Annotated in this window: 19 protein-coding genes; 11 read left to right on the top strand and 8 right to left on the bottom strand. The window is 53.2% G+C overall.

Annotated elements, in window-relative coordinates; all coding sequences use genetic code 11:
• Positions 1 to 40: 40 nt before the first annotated feature.
• From GCD22_RS11800 to GCD22_RS11765, 8 genes are all read right to left on the bottom strand, one after another.
• On the bottom strand, positions 41 to 619 hold the full coding sequence (locus GCD22_RS11800) for a hypothetical protein (protein WP_031572989.1): 579 nt from the start codon (positions 617 to 619) through the stop codon (positions 41 to 43).
• A 112-nt stretch (positions 620 to 731) separates the two neighbouring features.
• Positions 732 to 995, bottom strand: coding sequence for a hypothetical protein (locus GCD22_RS11795; protein ID WP_031572986.1), 264 nt, complete (start codon positions 993 to 995; stop codon positions 732 to 734).
• Between the two features lie 68 nt (positions 996 to 1,063).
• On the bottom strand, positions 1,064 to 1,582 hold the full coding sequence (locus GCD22_RS11790) for a hypothetical protein (RefSeq protein ID WP_153940792.1): 519 nt from the start codon (positions 1,580 to 1,582) through the stop codon (positions 1,064 to 1,066).
• A gap of 18 nt (positions 1,583 to 1,600) precedes the next feature.
• Positions 1,601 to 2,434, bottom strand: coding sequence for a hypothetical protein (locus GCD22_RS11785; protein WP_031572981.1), 834 nt, complete (start codon positions 2,432 to 2,434; stop codon positions 1,601 to 1,603).
• A gap of 65 nt (positions 2,435 to 2,499) precedes the next feature.
• Positions 2,500 to 2,730 (bottom strand): superinfection immunity protein, encoded by a 231-nt coding sequence (locus GCD22_RS11780; RefSeq protein ID WP_031572978.1) that lies wholly within the window; start codon positions 2,728 to 2,730, stop codon positions 2,500 to 2,502.
• 142 nt (positions 2,731 to 2,872) lie between these two features.
• The gene (locus tag GCD22_RS11775) at positions 2,873 to 3,091 is read right to left on the bottom strand and encodes a hypothetical protein (protein ID WP_031572976.1); all 219 of its coding nucleotides are present in this window, start codon (positions 3,089 to 3,091) and stop codon (positions 2,873 to 2,875) included.
• Between the two features lie 14 nt (positions 3,092 to 3,105).
• A complete protein-coding gene (locus GCD22_RS11770) occupies positions 3,106 to 3,297 on the bottom strand; it encodes a hypothetical protein (RefSeq protein WP_031572974.1) in 192 nt (63 codons plus the stop codon).
• A gap of 176 nt (positions 3,298 to 3,473) precedes the next feature.
• Positions 3,474 to 4,271 carry a S24 family peptidase gene (locus tag GCD22_RS11765; RefSeq protein WP_051690646.1) on the bottom strand — a complete coding sequence of 266 codons (798 nt, stop codon included), beginning with the start codon at positions 4,269 to 4,271 and terminating at the stop codon, positions 3,474 to 3,476.
• 372 nt (positions 4,272 to 4,643) lie between these two features.
• Between GCD22_RS11765 and GCD22_RS11760 the strand changes: the two genes are divergently transcribed.
• From GCD22_RS11760 to GCD22_RS11710, 11 genes are all read left to right on the top strand, one after another.
• Positions 4,644 to 4,838 carry a hypothetical protein gene (locus tag GCD22_RS11760; RefSeq protein WP_031572968.1) on the top strand — a complete coding sequence of 65 codons (195 nt, stop codon included), beginning with the start codon at positions 4,644 to 4,646 and terminating at the stop codon, positions 4,836 to 4,838.
• Positions 4,835 to 5,764, top strand: a complete 930-nt coding sequence (locus GCD22_RS11755) for a hypothetical protein (protein ID WP_065974454.1) — start codon at positions 4,835 to 4,837, stop codon at positions 5,762 to 5,764. Before GCD22_RS11760 ends, GCD22_RS11755 begins: the two co-directional genes overlap by 4 nt.
• Positions 5,761 to 6,564: a replicative helicase loader/inhibitor gene (locus GCD22_RS11750; RefSeq protein ID WP_051690644.1), complete on the top strand. Its 804-nt coding sequence runs from the start codon at positions 5,761 to 5,763 to the stop codon at positions 6,562 to 6,564. Before GCD22_RS11755 ends, GCD22_RS11750 begins: the two co-directional genes overlap by 4 nt.
• A gap of 61 nt (positions 6,565 to 6,625) precedes the next feature.
• A complete protein-coding gene (locus tag GCD22_RS11745) occupies positions 6,626 to 7,249 on the top strand; it encodes a DNA-methyltransferase (protein ID WP_035210706.1) in 624 nt (207 codons plus the stop codon).
• The gene (locus GCD22_RS11740; RefSeq protein ID WP_031572959.1) at positions 7,246 to 7,467 is read left to right on the top strand and encodes a DUF1064 domain-containing protein; all 222 of its coding nucleotides are present in this window, start codon (positions 7,246 to 7,248) and stop codon (positions 7,465 to 7,467) included. Before GCD22_RS11745 ends, GCD22_RS11740 begins: the two co-directional genes overlap by 4 nt.
• 10 nt (positions 7,468 to 7,477) lie before the next feature.
• The gene (locus GCD22_RS11735; RefSeq protein WP_051690643.1) at positions 7,478 to 8,512 is read left to right on the top strand and encodes an ORF6N domain-containing protein; all 1,035 of its coding nucleotides are present in this window, start codon (positions 7,478 to 7,480) and stop codon (positions 8,510 to 8,512) included.
• Positions 8,513 to 8,645: 133 nt separating this feature from the next.
• Positions 8,646 to 10,043: a hypothetical protein gene (locus tag GCD22_RS11730; RefSeq protein ID WP_031572954.1), complete on the top strand. Its 1,398-nt coding sequence runs from the start codon at positions 8,646 to 8,648 to the stop codon at positions 10,041 to 10,043.
• Positions 10,036 to 10,278 carry a helix-turn-helix domain-containing protein gene (locus GCD22_RS11725; RefSeq protein ID WP_031572952.1) on the top strand — a complete coding sequence of 81 codons (243 nt, stop codon included), beginning with the start codon at positions 10,036 to 10,038 and terminating at the stop codon, positions 10,276 to 10,278. The genes GCD22_RS11730 and GCD22_RS11725 overlap by 8 nt, the downstream gene beginning before the upstream one ends.
• Positions 10,275 to 10,562 (top strand): hypothetical protein, encoded by a 288-nt coding sequence (locus GCD22_RS11720; RefSeq protein ID WP_031572950.1) that lies wholly within the window; start codon positions 10,275 to 10,277, stop codon positions 10,560 to 10,562. The genes GCD22_RS11725 and GCD22_RS11720 overlap by 4 nt, the downstream gene beginning before the upstream one ends.
• Before the next feature lie 87 nt (positions 10,563 to 10,649).
• Positions 10,650 to 15,014 (top strand): zincin-like metallopeptidase domain-containing protein, encoded by a 4,365-nt coding sequence (locus GCD22_RS11715; protein ID WP_153940791.1) that lies wholly within the window; start codon positions 10,650 to 10,652, stop codon positions 15,012 to 15,014.
• A 13-nt stretch (positions 15,015 to 15,027) separates the two neighbouring features.
• The gene (locus tag GCD22_RS11710; RefSeq protein ID WP_035209204.1) at positions 15,028 to 15,423 is read left to right on the top strand and encodes a hypothetical protein; all 396 of its coding nucleotides are present in this window, start codon (positions 15,028 to 15,030) and stop codon (positions 15,421 to 15,423) included.
• Positions 15,424 to 15,435: the final 12 nt, after the last annotated feature.

Below are 15,435 nucleotides of genomic sequence, written 5' to 3'. Positions count from 1 at the left end.
AAACTTCCTTTTCTAATCGCCAAGCACGAAATCTTAATTTTTAACATGAGTGGCACGCTGGCCCTTGATGGGCAGATCCATCATGGAATTTAGATACCCCTTTTTTATCATAAAGGACACCCGCCACATTCAGCGCTACAATTGTTTCTACGTCAGTTTGTGCAAGTTCCCTAAGTTTTAATTGCAGTTTTTCGCCGCATCCAATACCCCAATCATGATCGCGGGCATAACTCAAGAGGACCGGATATAGGGATAACAGCGCCAGTAATTCCTTTGCAAAGCGATCTTTGACGCTATCAAACACTTCCTCGCCATGTCTTGTTGTGCCAATTTGTACCGTATGATGAGCATTCGATAGGATGGCAGCCGCCGTTTCAGAATCGACACTTCCAATATCCGGGGTTGTTTCTGTCGGCAACAGCTTCAAAATGGCCATAGATGTTCGCCAGGCCATCGCTTGTACATTTGTGTCGCTTATCCTTTCTGTGATTTCGGTCCATGCTTCAGTAAGCGGCATTTTCATAGCAATAGCAGAAGCATTCCTAATACCCTCCGCATAACCATCCTTGAAATCTGCATTTCTGGCAATTTCAGGTGAATGAGGTAAATTGGCGTTCATGATGGAAACTCCTTAATATCTAGTGGGTTAGATTTATGTGGCATAATTCATCAAAAAAGCCCGCCCATAAGACGGGCAAACAACCGCACTCTGGGAGAGTGGCACCGCAAAACTAATGCACCGCAAAGGCTTCCGGCTTCGCCTGGTCCGGAGCGCAAATGACCCGGCTCCAGAGATCCCAGATGGCAGGCTTGGCACACAACAGCCGGTATCCCCGGAAATACAGTTCTTCGGGCGTTGCCCAGAAGTCCACGACAGAGCCTTGGATATGCAGTTTCACCAAACCATCCACCGACTCTGTTTTCAGAACGGGCAGGATGGTTCCATTATGACGGCGCACAAGTCCCGCAAACTGCTTTAGATGTGAAATCTGCATATCCAATACTCCCTAAAAAAGCCCGTCCCGAAAGACGGGCAATAGCCGCAAAACAACCGCCTAAAAAATCAACCTGCTGCCCGAGAGAAAATAGTTGGCAGGGAATCAGCCACAAACATGTGCGCCGTGGTATCCATCAGCCAGGCAATATCACTGTCTGTACGCTTATCAAGCTGAAACCAGCTCTCCAGCACATCCAGCACGGGAACATCCAGATCATTCATGCTTTCCAGCACCTGATAGATGGCAGCACCTACAGCAACCCGCTCTGCACGTTGCAGGTCAAGGTCGCAATACAAGTCAATGACTTCCTGCTGATTTGCCTTGTGGCCAAGAGAAGGGAGCCTGTGCAGTGTCTGTGCTATGCCGCCAATAAACTCCCGCAGCCAGGATACAGCCGCAGCCGGGTCTTTTTGGAAACGCCCATTCACCAGGATCGTGTCAGGCCAGTTGTCCTGACGATTCGACGCCACACCCTGCGCCTCTAGTACCGCAACCTGGAACACCTGGCTGAAAAACCGGACAACGATAGCCTGCACAAGGGTTTCCGTTGGCTGAATAACTGTTTCCGTTTGTTGTTCGTACATGGTTATCCCCTATAGCGTTTAATGCAGAGTCCCGTTAGAACCATGGATTTCACCAGATGGCGATACGCTCTGAACGATCCCAATCCCGGGCAGACTGTCTCCCGGTCGTACCTGTTCCGTCTGTCCGTGGATAGACACCCAGGCAATCCCGTTTGCCGCACCCAGCACCTGCACTAACGGTTTTGTTCTGACCGGTGCAGGTGCCACCTGTGCGGGTTTGGCAGGAGCCGCAGGAACCGTCTGAACGATAGTCCGGTACACGACGCGGGGTTTTTCGGCGGCGGCTTTGACGGCGGCAGCCTTCACCGTAGCCATCTCGCTTTTCAGCGCCGTCAGTTCCGCCTTCAGCTTCCTGATTTCGGAGTCAGGGGCGGACGATTTTCCGGTTGTCGCAGAGATGCCGGGAGTCGCTGACGCATCGGGAGATATCTGCGTTACTCGATTGTTTGGAACCACAACATCGGGCGCCACTCTGTGTGCAGCATTTCCCGTCAATTCCGGTTTCGGAACAGTTGGGGTAGTGACTGTATGAGGAATGGCGGGGGAGTCTGTATGAACGGGCACGTTTTCAGGATCTGAGGGAACCGTAGGTCTGACCGTATTCGTTGCAGCCTGCAGCATCGGCACATCAGCGCGGAAAGGAATATCAACCTTGCGCTCCATGGCTACATAGGCAGTGCCCAGTACAGCGACGATCCCAAGCGCTACCAATACCCAAATCACAGGCTTCCTCTTACCAACGCCTTTCTGCGTCTGCGGAATTTCGGCTTCCACAGATGGGCGCTGGGTATCGTCTGTCCTGGCAGACCGTTTCTTGAGGAGTGATGCAATACTGGCCCCAATATTACTCATAAATACTGCTCCTTTTTTACCCTTTGTCGGGTATAGCGCGGCGGGTATCGGTTCCCGTACGCCGATCAGTCCGTTTTTCCGTTATGATTATTGACGATGATGGTCTGCGGCTGCGCATCCACTGACAATGCCCAGACCAGAGCCACTACCCAACCAACCACCAACCATCCCAAGAAAAAATTCAAAGCCGTAATAGCAGCAACGTTGTTTTTCTTTCGACGTATGGCAATGATTGTTGGAAGGAAGTAGATGATTACCACAAAAATTAAAAGAACAATTATAAATAGCGTCGTCATTTCGCGGACTCCTGTTTGATAAATGTGAATTATCCAAACCGATATGATGGGTTAAATGAAAATTTCTCTAGTAACCTGGTATAGCGCAGATGGTCTCACCGCGCCGATAATTTATTGGTTCTTAGAATCTTCTCCTTAAAAATCAGAACGGCAACTGCGCGTTGGACATCTGTATTGAATCAAGCGCCGCCTGCACATTCGTATATTCCCGCGTTTCTTTTCCGGTTTTTAACCATGCGCGGCCAGAAATGCTCCCACGTTTCAGGACAATGTGTTCGCCGGTAACTTTGTCAACGCGATTAGTGATGGTTACACGTTTTTCCTTGTGATAAGGATTAAATTTCGGGCTTATAAATTGCATGATGTTCTCCTTAATTAAGCTGCAGGGCTGGGCGTCAAACCATGACGCTCAGGGAATGGGATGACTTCGGCGTTTTCGCTGCGCTGAAGGTTCTGTGTGATCCTTTCTGAGTACCGCCCGCTGGCGTCTGTGCCGCAGTTTTCGGCAAGCCAGCAAAGGCGGTCCATTTCATGGGCGGGAATGAAGACAATGGTTTTAGTATTCATGGTTTGTGCTCCCATTGGTTGGTGCCGATGGAAGTCATAGTAGCGATACGCTACCGGATAGTCAATAGCGAATCGCTACCAGAAAAATAATAAAATTTTTCTATGCGTCCCTCCGTAGAATTTGGGCAATAAAAAACCGCCCAGAGGCGGCTTTAATCAGCGCTGATACTTGCAGTTTATCTTATTTCTCTTTTGCTTGGCGGATGGATGCCGCCGACCGCTTGAATTGCCCTCACTTCTGAGGGGTGCAGAGTCAATCTGCCGTAGTTTTCATTGACGCTTTGAAGGATGAGTTCATCGCCACGCCAGCCGAGAAACTCTTTGACCATCTTGCGGCCATCGGCACATTGTACGACGACAAACTCACCAATTTGGGGCTCTCTGTTTGGCTCAACCATAACGATCCACCCGTCCCGGATAGCAGGGTGCATTGAGTTCCCTCTGACTTTGAGGGCGTAGGCGTTGACATCTTTGGTAACAGCTTGAATAAATCCGTCTCCATCTCCTGGCGGGAAGCCTAGCTCCTCATAGAAGCCATTATCGCCAAGCTGGGCCATTCCTACCACTGGAATCATGCGGGGCGCAAGAGATGGGCCGAGATCAACCAAATCCGCCTCATGTTCATCACCTCCAAAATTGACTGCCAAAGGATAAGCGACTTCATTAGATGCAGGAGATGAATGGTCCTGATCCATCCAATTAGCGGGTAAACCCAAGGCCTTTTCTATTTTTGCGGCAGCCTTGTCCCCAAGGTCTCGAGGCTTTTTGTCGCGCTCCCCCATGAACCCAGAGAGTATCTGGTTCAGGTATTTTGGATTCAGCTTGTCGCCTGGACCCAGGCGAGCACTCATGGCGTCTACCAACTTATTGGCAGATCCGTATTCCTCAACCAGCTTTGCTAGGTTGGCTTTCCTGTTTTCTTTATAACCCATGCGAAAAGAATAGGGGTTTATTGAACAATCAAAAACCAGCATTTCGCTGCCTCCCTCTTGCGAACATTGTAGCGAATCGCTACCATGTGCCCATGAACCTACTCGAAATCTACGAACTGGAAGGACCGCACGGGCTAAGGAAGCTGGCTGAAGCCACGCATTCCTCGCCTAAGTACCTTTATCAGTGCGCAACCGAGCGCCGCATACCTGGGCCTTTAATGGTCCGGAAACTGGTCGCCGCCGATCCCCGTCTTAAGCGCTCAGAACTTCGCCCAGACATCTGGCCGAAGGATGAAGATCCACCTGCCGCACAACGCCAGCAGGAGAATTGCCCATGAACGGGATAAATAGCTCCTCGCGTCTCACTGATGAAACCGTACATTCCAAATGCGTTCCTGTCCCAAGGTGTGCGTCATGAGGCCATCAAACTTTCGGAATAGGCGCGCCCGCGAATTGCGACTGCAGGACGCGCTATACCAAGCGGAAAAGAAAAACGCCGAAGAACTGCAGCGGAACTTGCAGATCGTGCGAGCGGCAGGCTGCAAAACCATTCCCGATTACCTGGAGCTTAAACAAGTCCAGTGGTTAGCGCGGGGGATTAAGCATTGATTGCCCCATACGTTTTTATCTCTGGCGACGAGCTAGAGGCTTTGGAGGGCCTGCCACACATTGTTTTCCGGCTCTATCTCTGCCTCAAGCAGCGGATGGATTACCAGACTGGGGTAGTTGGGCAAAAACACAGAATTTCATGGATGGGCCTCCGTTCCATGCTTTATGTACAAGAACACCAAGGTTTTGAGGAATCAGGGGCACCATCGATCGGGAAAGTTCGCCGCGCTATGGAATGGTTAAAGCGGCAAGGTTTGGTGGAGGATTTGGGAAGCAAACAGCGCGGTGAGGCTATTGTTTTTCGACTTATTTTAGCGCCTTTGGATAACTCTGAGAAAAATAAACCCGGCATGAACCCGGCAAGAACCCGGCAAGGCAATCCCAGCAAAAAAGAAACCTACAAAACCAACGCAGAATCAGATACATACACACCAGATACAGAAGAACCCGGCATGAACCCGGCAAGCGAAAATTCCAAAAACCCGGCAGATATCATTAATCACTATTCATTAGGGGATATAAATATCCCCCTTAATAAAACAACTCTGTCAAATCCGACGCCAAAACCTGCCCCTTCGGAGCAGGTGGATGTGGTTTTCTCCCATTGGCAATCCGTCATGGGAAAAAAACTGGCGAAACTGGATAGCAAACGCAAAGCACGCATTGAGTGGGCGCTCAAGACTTACGGGTTACAAGCGGCCTTGGCTGCCATTGACGGATGCAAGAACTCTGATTGGCACATGGGCGCCAATGACCGCAGACGCGAATTTAACGACCTGACGCTCATCTTCCGTGATGCAGAACATACCGAGCGATTCCTGGCAAAGCCCACCACGCGGAAATCGGGCATTCAAGACTGGCTCTCTGAAGACCAGTGCATAGATGGCGATGTCATCTCCATAAAAATAGCAGGAGGCACACGATGAATCGGGAAGACAAGGCGCAGTTTGCAGAACTGATCGGCGGGCTATTGGAAACTTACCACCAACCTGAGCCTTCCGCTCGCGTTATGAAGAACTGGTGGGCTGCATTGGAAAGTTTCCCCTTCCAGGGGGTTGAATGGGCTGTAAGCCAATACATGCGTACCGGCAAGTTCCCTCCCAAGCCTGCAGATATTTGCGGGATGATCGATGACGCTCTCAAGTCTCGCTGGTTTTCTGCTGACGAAGCCTGGGCGCATGCGCTTCGCGCTTTGGATGAATATGAAACCGTCATCTGGACCCATGAGGCGGCTAAGGCTTTTGAAATCGCCAAACCACTTCTGGAGATGAACGACAAGGTAGGTGCGCGCAGGGCGTTTGAAGCGGCATACCTGCGCGCCGTAGCCCAGGCCGCTGAAGATCGTCGTCTGCCTGTATTCCTGGTTTCTGAGGGGTGGGACCATAAGCGCCGCCTAGAGGCCATCAGTCGCGCCAAAGCTGAGGGGTTCCTAACCACTGAGCAGGCCGACAGATACCTTAGCCGACTTTCCAGCGAGATGAGCGATGACGCCTTGATGATTGCAGGGCTTGTAACCGGGAAGGTTTCACCGCATCCCAGCGCTAAGACAAAAGAGTTTGCCGACATGATGCGCCGCGCTTTGGCATCGGCTACGGAGAAACAGAAGCAGGCAGAGATGGTTAAACAGGCCGAGCGCCAGGCAACCAAGGATGCGTTTGAAGCCAAACGCAAAGCGATGCTTGAGAAGCTCCAGGCGCAAGCGGAAAAGCTGGCGGGGGTTCAGTGATGTTCGGAAGCGATGCCGTTGACCGCTGGCCGGAGTGTTTGAAGCAGCACAGGGGCGAATCATGAAGCCTGTTGTTATTGGGAATTGCACTCTTTACAACGCTGACTGCCGGGACGTTCTGCCTGAGCTTGGGCGGTTTGATCTACTTTTGACTGATCCGCCTTATGGATTGGCAGATAAGTTACAAGGTGGTACTTGGGGAAAATCTTATGATGGAGATCATAAAGATTGGGATCACTTACGACCTGATTTTCTGCCATCAATAGTTGAGAAATGCAATCTATCTATTGTTTGGGGTGGTAATTATTTCAAGCTTCCAGCGTCAAGAGCATGGATTGTGTGGAGCAAGCCCGATCGCGGATTAACAATGGCAGACGGTGAGCTTGCTTGGTGCAGTTGGGATGGGAATCTACGCATAAAAGAATTATCTCGAAACCCAAACAACAAAAAGCGTGTCCACCCCACGCAAAAGCCAACAAGTTTATTGCAGTTCTGCATTCATCAAGCAGACAAACAAACCCATAACTCCACCATCTTTGACCCGTTCATGGGTTCTGGCAGCACGGCTATGGCTTGCATTTTAGAAGGGCGAGCCTTTACCGGCATCGAGCGAGACCCCCGCTATTTTGACGCCGCCTGCGAACGCATAGAGCGCGCAAATGCACAGGGGAGGTTGTTCGCATGATCCGCCACAAGTTCCACGCCCGCCAGACCGAGTTGGATGGAATTCGCTTCACGTCCAAAAGGGAAGCCCAGTATTACGCCGAACTGTTGTTACGCCAGTTACGCCAGAAAGCCGGGGAAGTCCGGTTTGTGGATGTAAAAGGCATCAAGACCGACCTGTATTTGGCGAAAAAACGGCTGGTGGAATCCCTGTATCTGGTAGTCATTGAGGAAGCATAAGGAGATTTGCATGAAAACTGTAACGGTTGCCAATCAGAACTTTCCCATTGTCGAGTACCACGGCCAGCGGGTGATTACGTTCGCCATGATCGACCAGGTGCATCAGCGGCCGGAAAGAACAGCAAGAGAGGCGTTCAGACGGAACCGGGAAAGGTTCATTGAAGAGACCGACTTCTATGTTATTGATTATTCTAAAAAGCACGTTTTACATGCTTTTGGAATTGAGGTGCCGCCACGCGGTCTCACCCTGCTTACCGAGTCCGGCTACCTCATGCTGGTCAAGTCCTTCACGGACGATCTGGCCTGGCAGGTGCAACGCGAACTGGTGAACGGCTACTTCCGGGCAAAGGCCTTGGCCGGGGCTGAAGACCGTTCTCTTGCCGGGTGCCAACCCCGCCTGAAATTTCCCCATCTCCTGGCTGGTTTTTACAAGGGCACAACACTAGCCCGCCTGACCCGCATGGAGCGGGAGCTAGTGGGGCAGGGCGTCCATGCGTTCGGTATGGAGCCGGAGCAGGCCCGGACGCGGGCACTGCCCATTCTGCAGGAGCGGTTTGGTGCTGATCCAGAGTTCCTGTTTCGCGGGCTGCCCATCATTGTGCCGGAGGAGAAAGCGAAACGGCGCGGCGGCGTTAAAGCGTTGTCTGTTGTGGCCACGGCGACTGCGGAGGTGATCGAGATTTCCGCGCACACCCGGATCGTCAAGCGGCTGCCCGATGGAAGCGTGGATGAGGTTGTGGAAGGTAACGTACTGAGTCCCACAGAAATTGCCCGGAAGCTGGGCGTAAAGGATGGGGCGCAAATGAACCGAATTCTTGAATCTGTGGGGCTGCAAAAAAAGAAAATGCTTCCCGGCGGAAATTCGACATGGCAACCCACGGAAAAGGGCGAGCCATTCGTCGTGTGGATGGAAAAGCAGAATCTGGTACCCCTCCGGTATTTTCGCTGGAAAGAGAAACCGTTGCTTGCGTTTCTGCAAAGTGAAGATACCCGACATGCCCGCCAGTTATTTGGCTGGGGAAACGAACAGCACGATTTGTTTTGAGATTTTGATACAGATTTTTGTGTGTTTTTTTGAGTGATAGAAGGGTAACGCAAGATAAAAGGGGAAACCCTAGTTATAGCGTTCATCCTGCCTTGTATGTGCTGTATCCATCTGTTTTCATAGGAAAGAAATTATGACTACATCCAGTGCTTCGATGAACGGTTCATTTGCTTCTGCTCTGTCCAGCCTGCGTGCGTATTCCGCTGCCGCCGAGCGTCTTGCGGCACATCGTCAGCCCATTGAGAACGGGGGTTTCACCCTGCTTGCCTGGGCACGTTTTGCGCCGACATCGGTGCGTGGGCGGGCGGTTCATGATGAATTGCTGTCCCGCCTGTCGCAGGAACTGATGGTGAAGCTCCTGAAGCTGGACGAGGTTCCGATGCCTTGGCTGGTGCAAAATGGCCGGGAATCACTGGCTGGTCATGTCAGTTCGCTGGCGTTTCTTGCCGTGCAGATGTCGGTAAGGGATTCGCAGATACAGAAAAAGCCTGAATATTTCCTGCACCCGGAGCGGTATGACCTGGAGAAGCTGGTGAATCACATTGTGGCGATTCTGCGTTGTTATTGCGTGTTGCGCAGCCATATCGAGTTTGATGCGGGCATGGAGATCCTGCAGGACGCCTTACGGAGTGAAGTGGAGAGGCGGCAGGCGCGATTGAAGGCACAGGAACGGCGTCGCCAGGTTCGGGATGGTGCGTTCTGGGAGGACGAGATAACGGCGGTGAAGCTGGCGAAGCGGTATCGCTCCAGCTCGTGCAATCCGGAGGAACGGGATGCGATCAAGGCGTTCTTTTTTCCGGAACGGGAATCAGATTTTGATTTTCGGGAAGAGGGTGTTTCCGTGGATCGCCTGTATTTGTCCTCTGGCGGGCTTGAGGACCCGGTATTGGGGGGCTTGCTTGCGCGGGAGGCAGAGGAAGCCTTCGATTCGGATTTTCCCGATGAGAGAAGCCTTGTGCCGGGCATTCGCGGCATCACGGCGGCTGGTCTGGCGGATCTGGTGGTGCAGAGCATTGAGGATGGGGAGACGACGGCGGAGCAGGCGGTTTCGGTGTTCGGGCCTTTTGAGCGGCGCAGGGAGTTGCTGGATCGTCTGGTGAGTCGTGCAGAGCAATCGGACGTGGCGCGGGCACTCTGTTTTAGCCTGGCGGAGCGGGTGGAGCGGGGGTCTATCGAGCTGGGAATTGGTGGACCGGATGGTTTGCGCAATCGTGCCTTGCGTGAGCGGATTCTGGAGGAAGCGGCGCGGTTGCGGGAGGTGCAGCCGACGGTTCTGGAGGCGGTGATTCCGCAGACGCCGCCGCCGACGCGCCAGTATTTCCCGGCGGATGGTTTGCCGGAGGACCCATCCGGGTTTCCGCCGTCACTGGATGAAGGTTCTGCCGGAGTGGGTCCGGATTCTGGGGTCCGGCGACTGGAGCCGGTGGATCGTCGTGTGACGGAGCGAAAGAAGCGGAAACGGGATGCTGGAACGGGCTTGCTATACCGTCCGAATAGTGGTTTTCGTGTGGAAGAGGTGGCGTATGGATGATCTGCTGACGATTGAGGATTTGGCGCGCGTTTTGCGGCTGAATCCACGGACCGTGCAGAACCGCCGTCCGGAGGATTTGCCGCCGGCGATTATTCTGCCGGGCACGAAGCGTTCCCGGCGCTGGCGGGAAAAGGACGTGGCGCGGTGGCTGGCGGAGTTGCCGGCAACGGTAGTGGCGCCGGAGTCTGCGCTGGATTCGTTTCCGAGGCGGGGCAGGCCGAGGAAGGTAGTGTGAACGTGAAATCCTGCCGGGAAGTACGAAAAGAAATTGCCATGCGTCTGCGGCATTGTCTGCAAGGGCGGTCTGCCGCATGGTTGTCCGCCGGGTCCGGCTTGCTGGAAACTGTGGTGGAAGCCTATCTGGCAGGCCGCCGGGAAATCTCTATCGCGGAACTGAAGTGCATGTGCATGGCCATGGATATCCCCGTCATGCGTTTTCTGGTTCATCCTGATCCGCTTCAGGAAAAAGATTTGGACGAACAAATCCTTGCTGAAATCGCTTTTCTGCAAGGATTTTGATCCACTCGACACTACCTCGACACTGGAAAGCTATATCCATCGTTTCTGCTATACCCCCGCAGTCTGTTTTACAGAGGTGGCAGTGTCATGGCGAAAAAACAGGATATGCGTCTGGAACTGGCCGATCGTCTTATCGAGATGATGGAAAAGGGCACGGCGCACTGGCAGCGCCCATGGGTTGCCGGTGAGGTTCTTGCGCCAGTCAATGCGGTAACGGGAAAACCCTATCGGGGGGTGAATTACGAAAACCTGATGTTTTTCTCGCCGGACCCCTCTGATCCCCGCTGGTGTACCTACAATCAGGCCCGGGATCAAGGCTGGCAGGTGCGCGAGGGTGCTTCCGGCTTGCCGCTGGAAGTCTGGAAGAATTATGAGCATCAGCGCACAGAGGAAGAAATTCAGCGGCTGAGGGATGAGGGTGTTGAGAGCCCGGAGCTGACGGAGCGGCGGATGGGTGTCAGGTATTATACGGTGTTCCATGCTTCCCAGATTGATGGGATTCCACCATTGGATCGTCCCCTTACGGGGCAGGAGATGGAAGGGAAGCCCGACGATCGCCTGCCCCGCCTGGCTGAAACCATGGGTGTGGAGTTGCGCTACGGTGGTGGCCGTGCTTTTTATCGCCCGTCGGAAGACCGTGTGCAGATGCCGCCTGTGGAGACCTTTGAGAGGGCAGCAGGACATGACAGTACGCTGCTCCATGAGCTTTCCCATGCTACTGGACATTCGAGTCGCATGGGCCGTGATCTGCGGAATGCTTTTGGCAGTGAGAAGTACGCCATCGAGGAGTTGCGGGCGGAGATGTCGGCGGCCATGACAGCGGCGACTCTGGGGGTTGGTTTTGACCCGGATGCGCAGAATCTTGAGGAAGGCCGTGAGATGGGTAATTCGGCGGCCTATCTCGCTTCCTGGCTTAGGGCATTACCTGAAAAGGACCGGAAAAAGATTGTCGTTGATGTGATCAGGGATGCCCAGAATATGAGCGAATACCTGCTGGAGCGTACTCCGGAAGTGGACCGGAATCAGCTTTCCATCGGTAGTACGGATGTGGCGTTGCCGGAGTTTGACCGGGTTCAGGGGGAGGGATTTGTGTTGGCCCGCAATGCAGAGCGGGAGGGGCTGGAAGTCCAGTTCGAGGAAAAACCCGATCAGGAAATGCTGGACGCGCTGAAATCCGGCGGGTTTCGCTGGTCGCGCGGTCAGGGGCTATGGTATGCGCGGGATTCAGAGCGGAGCCGGCAGGCGGCGGCGCAGTTGTTGCCGGAATCCGAGCGGGAAAAAATCCTGCCCCGGTCTCCGGAACAGGAACAGCATGCCAAAGACCGGGAGAGCGCGGAAGTCAACATCATAGAGCGACCCCGGGTCGGTGATCTTGTGCGTTTTGAACCGCACGAACCGGGAGTAAACTCCATGCCCTTCTCTGGTCGTGTCATCGATGCTCTGGATACCAACACCGGTGATATCCGCTATCACTTGCGGGCAGAGACGGGGCCAGACCAGAGTATGGAGGCACGGGTCTATGGTCGGGACGGACAGTTTCGCGAGATTGCCATGGAGCAGGCGGTAGGATTTGACCGTGCTTTGGCTCCGGAACCTGAGAAAACCCAAGGATTCCATGTGGGAGATTTCGTGACTACGCACGAAAACCATTTCGGTGCCGACTGGAACACGCATTCGATTCTGGTAGGACTGGATGACCAACAGGTGAAGTTACAGAACCTGTATCGGTCCGGTCAGGAGTGGAAGGTTTCTCCCGGCATACAGACTATGTCACCTGAGCGATTTAAGCAGACCGTCCGGCATCAGGTCAGTGGTGTGGTGCCTCCGGAAATAGCCTCTGCCGAAAATGGCGGACATTCCATTGCCCGAAGAGACCGCATTGAAAAAGCCGTCAATGCCTTTCACGCGGAAAACAACCTGCATTATGGAAAAACCCCGCCGACACCCGAAAGAGTGCCGGAAAAGGTCCGCTATTTCCTGGGCGACCGGCAGGCTCTGGCGACCGATCAATTGCTTCGTGATAAAGAAGGAAAAGCTTTTTACGGAGACAAAATGCAGGAACTGAACAATATCATCATGGACATGCCGCAGACCTATGAAACGGACGGCAAATCCGATGCGGAAAAGGTGGCGGCCTTGCGTTACTTTGGCCCTGGCAATGCGCAGTTTTTCATTATTGAGAAGGACCGTGGTGACCCTGAAAATGAAGGATCAGGCTTCCCGCGTCAAAAGCAGGCTTTTGGCCTGGCGGATTTGGGGGAAGGGGCGCCTGAAATGGGGTACATCAACATTGAGGAAATCACCCGGGCAGGCGCTCAACTGGATTACCATTTTACGCCGCAAAACTTGCTGGAAATTAAACAGGAAAAATATCCTGAATTGATGTCACTCAAAGATCGCGCAGAGATCTCCCCTGCGTTCGTTGCGAAGCATCTAGCACCTCCGCACGAAAGCTTGTCCGTCTTCGCCTCTGCAAGTGGTCAGGATCTTCTGGGGCGGGTCGTACTTTCTGATTATGGCCCGGACGCCAAAGGCAACATGGGCATACAATCCGATACGACCTATGTGCGTTTTTCTCCCGAAATCAACGAGAAAGGGGAATCGGTTTTTGTGGCGCGTGACAGGGCCAACCCTGCAGGGAAAGCCCATTATTTCGAGGCCGTGCTACGCAATGTTGAAAAAGATGATGGTACGCATTTTCTCAGCTTGAATTACTTTGAGAAGCATGACGGTGAAGAAAGGATGCGGCTGCTAACCGCCTTGAGCCTCAAACCGAATGAGGCGATGAAAGAAGTGGGTTTTGATGACCCGGCGGCCAAGATGGTCAAGAACTATCTGGGACTGGATATGGGTGCAGAAGCCAATAAGGACATAGCCCCGGATACGGGATTAAAAACCGGCAAGGAAACTGCACTGGAAAGTGTTCGTGATTTTTACGAATACCTGCCCGACCGTGTGCATGATTTGATGGACACCATCAAAGATCGTCATGAGGAGCTCTCCCCTGCTGATTTTGAGGGACACCGGCAAGTCCGTGCAGATTTTCAGGCGGGCGTAGATGATGTGCTGGGCATCATTCGTGAAGGGCCGGACAGAGGGGCCAATAAAAACTGGCTGACGTTGGAAAAGGCGGGTTTTACGCCGGATGAAATCAGCAAAATGCCACTGATGGATGACGTACAAAATGCTACTCGTCGGCATGGTCAGAATCTCTCTGCTTTTTCTAAGGAACTTGACAACCAATTCACCGAAAACCTGAAAGCGCATGGCAAGGAACGCCTGAAAAATCCCGAGAACTTGAGTAAATTGGAGATGGGTCAGGCCGTTTTCTGGAAGCATGGTATTCAGGTCGAAGGCACGGATAACCTGATGCTGAACCGGTTCATCGACGCGGTGGACAACAAAGATTTGCCTAAACTTCTGTCTTCCATTGGACACAACAGCCAAAACCCGGCCAGCCAGGAAATCTTTGAGCGACTGACCGGAGAAACCTTGGGCAAGACCCAAAAGGCCAGGGTGGAAACGCTGGAAAAATGGGCGGGTTCAGAAGTCGTGCAGACCATGAAAACCGAACAGGCTGAAAAAGCGGCTGCACGGGCCATCGAGAAGCCCATAAAAAATCTGCAAAACCGCTATGACGACCTGAAAAACCTGCGTGTTCGGACGCTGAATGGGCAGGGTCAGGAAATGGTGCTGAATGGACACGAATATTTGTCCCACAGCGCTGACATGGGTTTTACGGATACTTTTTCCCGAAAAAAGGGGGCGGTCCTTGAATACGGTTTGCTGAATAAGGAAGAAGGCATTTACCGCACGGTGAAAGACACGCGGCTCACGCAATTTATCAAGGCGGCGAGGGACGTGGACTCCGAGGGCCAATGGCTTCCCGCGCTGGAAAAGGCAGGGATTGCTCTGGGTCCTGAAAAGGAAATGATCGGAAAACCGGTAGAGGTATCTGCCGACAAGGGTAACGCGCTGTTAGTGAAAACGCTTGAAAGGGCACAAGGCAAGCATGCTGGACAAGAGAAAATGGCATCGGTACCACGTCTTGTGGCCAGCATAGGGTCTGCGGATGACCGGGTTTTTGTGACGGTGGGCAAGGAAGGCCGAGGTTTTATGGCAGTGCATGAAGGGGATCGGAAAGACATTGTTCCGGTGGCCCTGCGGCTGTGCAATGACGACAGGAAGCCGTCTTTGCAAGGGGTGGCTGAATATGACGGTCGGAAGTTCGGCGTTTCGCTCTATGCCGATGGATTGAGCAAGGATCGGGTGACGGTAATGGTATCCGAGCAGACTGCGGAAGGCCTGAAGATTCTGGGCCATGCACTGCTGGAGCCCAACCGGGAAGCGCGGGAGAAAGGCCTGCCGTCGCAGGATGTGGAATATCTGAAAAAGACTTTGGGTGTGAGTCTGCAGGCAGATCGGCAGAAAGCGGCAGTCGGATTGGAATGATAAGGAGATAGCGATGTTCGGAATTTTCGGTTCTCACCATGCAAAGGGCTCGCACCCTGCAAAGGGCTTGCAGCCTGCGAAAGGCAAGGTTCCATGCAATCTGTGGATTGGTGGTCATCCGGACCGTTTGCGTCCGGTGGACGATCCCCGTGGTGCGGGTGGCTATCAACTGGCTATTGATGCGCTGATCCGGGATGAGGCGCCTGATGTGATTTATCTCCGGTCGGAAACCGAAGACCTGTCTGTAGTCCGGCGTGGTCTGGAGTATTTATCCAGGATAGGCGGGCAGGTTGGCGTGACGGATCAGCTTCCTGATACGGAAGTGGCGGCCATCTTCGGGGTCGATGTCCGGTCGTACCAGTCCGCTGTTGTGAATCCGCAGGGAAATGCGGGTGTTTATGCGGGATGAGTCTCATGTAAA

The sequence above is a fragment of the Acidithiobacillus thiooxidans ATCC 19377 genome (assembly GCF_009662475.1).
Lineage (GTDB): Bacteria > Pseudomonadota > Gammaproteobacteria > Acidithiobacillales > Acidithiobacillaceae > Acidithiobacillus > Acidithiobacillus thiooxidans.
This window is presented reverse-complemented; position numbering and strand designations above follow the sequence as displayed.

Excerpts from the sequence above, each read along its gene's own strand:
- GCD22_RS11760 (WP_031572968.1), top strand. The coding sequence starts at position 4,644 with ATGAGGCCATCAAACTTTCGGAATAGGCGCGCCCGCGAATTGCGACTG.
- GCD22_RS11800 (WP_031572989.1), bottom strand. The coding sequence starts at position 619 with ATGAACGCCAATTTACCTCATTCACCTGAAATTGCCAGAAATGCAGAT.
- GCD22_RS11725 (WP_031572952.1), top strand. The coding sequence starts at position 10,036 with ATGGATGATCTGCTGACGATTGAGGATTTGGCGCGCGTTTTGCGGCTG.
- GCD22_RS11750 (WP_051690644.1), top strand. The coding sequence starts at position 5,761 with ATGAATCGGGAAGACAAGGCGCAGTTTGCAGAACTGATCGGCGGGCTA.
- GCD22_RS11710 (WP_035209204.1), top strand. The coding sequence starts at position 15,028 with ATGTTCGGAATTTTCGGTTCTCACCATGCAAAGGGCTCGCACCCTGCA.
- GCD22_RS11745 (WP_035210706.1), top strand. The coding sequence starts at position 6,626 with ATGAAGCCTGTTGTTATTGGGAATTGCACTCTTTACAACGCTGACTGC.
- GCD22_RS11775 (WP_031572976.1), bottom strand. The coding sequence starts at position 3,091 with ATGCAATTTATAAGCCCGAAATTTAATCCTTATCACAAGGAAAAACGT.
- GCD22_RS11730 (WP_031572954.1), top strand. The coding sequence starts at position 8,646 with ATGACTACATCCAGTGCTTCGATGAACGGTTCATTTGCTTCTGCTCTG.
- GCD22_RS11790 (WP_153940792.1), bottom strand. The coding sequence starts at position 1,582 with ATGTACGAACAACAAACGGAAACAGTTATTCAGCCAACGGAAACCCTT.
- GCD22_RS11795 (WP_031572986.1), bottom strand. The coding sequence starts at position 995 with ATGCAGATTTCACATCTAAAGCAGTTTGCGGGACTTGTGCGCCGTCAT.
- GCD22_RS11735 (WP_051690643.1), top strand. The coding sequence starts at position 7,478 with ATGAAAACTGTAACGGTTGCCAATCAGAACTTTCCCATTGTCGAGTAC.
- GCD22_RS11770 (WP_031572974.1), bottom strand. The coding sequence starts at position 3,297 with ATGAATACTAAAACCATTGTCTTCATTCCCGCCCATGAAATGGACCGC.
- GCD22_RS11715 (WP_153940791.1), top strand. The coding sequence starts at position 10,650 with ATGGCGAAAAAACAGGATATGCGTCTGGAACTGGCCGATCGTCTTATC.
- GCD22_RS11740 (WP_031572959.1), top strand. The coding sequence starts at position 7,246 with ATGATCCGCCACAAGTTCCACGCCCGCCAGACCGAGTTGGATGGAATT.
- GCD22_RS11765 (WP_051690646.1), bottom strand. The coding sequence starts at position 4,271 with ATGCTGGTTTTTGATTGTTCAATAAACCCCTATTCTTTTCGCATGGGT.
- GCD22_RS11785 (WP_031572981.1), bottom strand. The coding sequence starts at position 2,434 with ATGAGTAATATTGGGGCCAGTATTGCATCACTCCTCAAGAAACGGTCT.
- GCD22_RS11780 (WP_031572978.1), bottom strand. The coding sequence starts at position 2,730 with ATGACGACGCTATTTATAATTGTTCTTTTAATTTTTGTGGTAATCATC.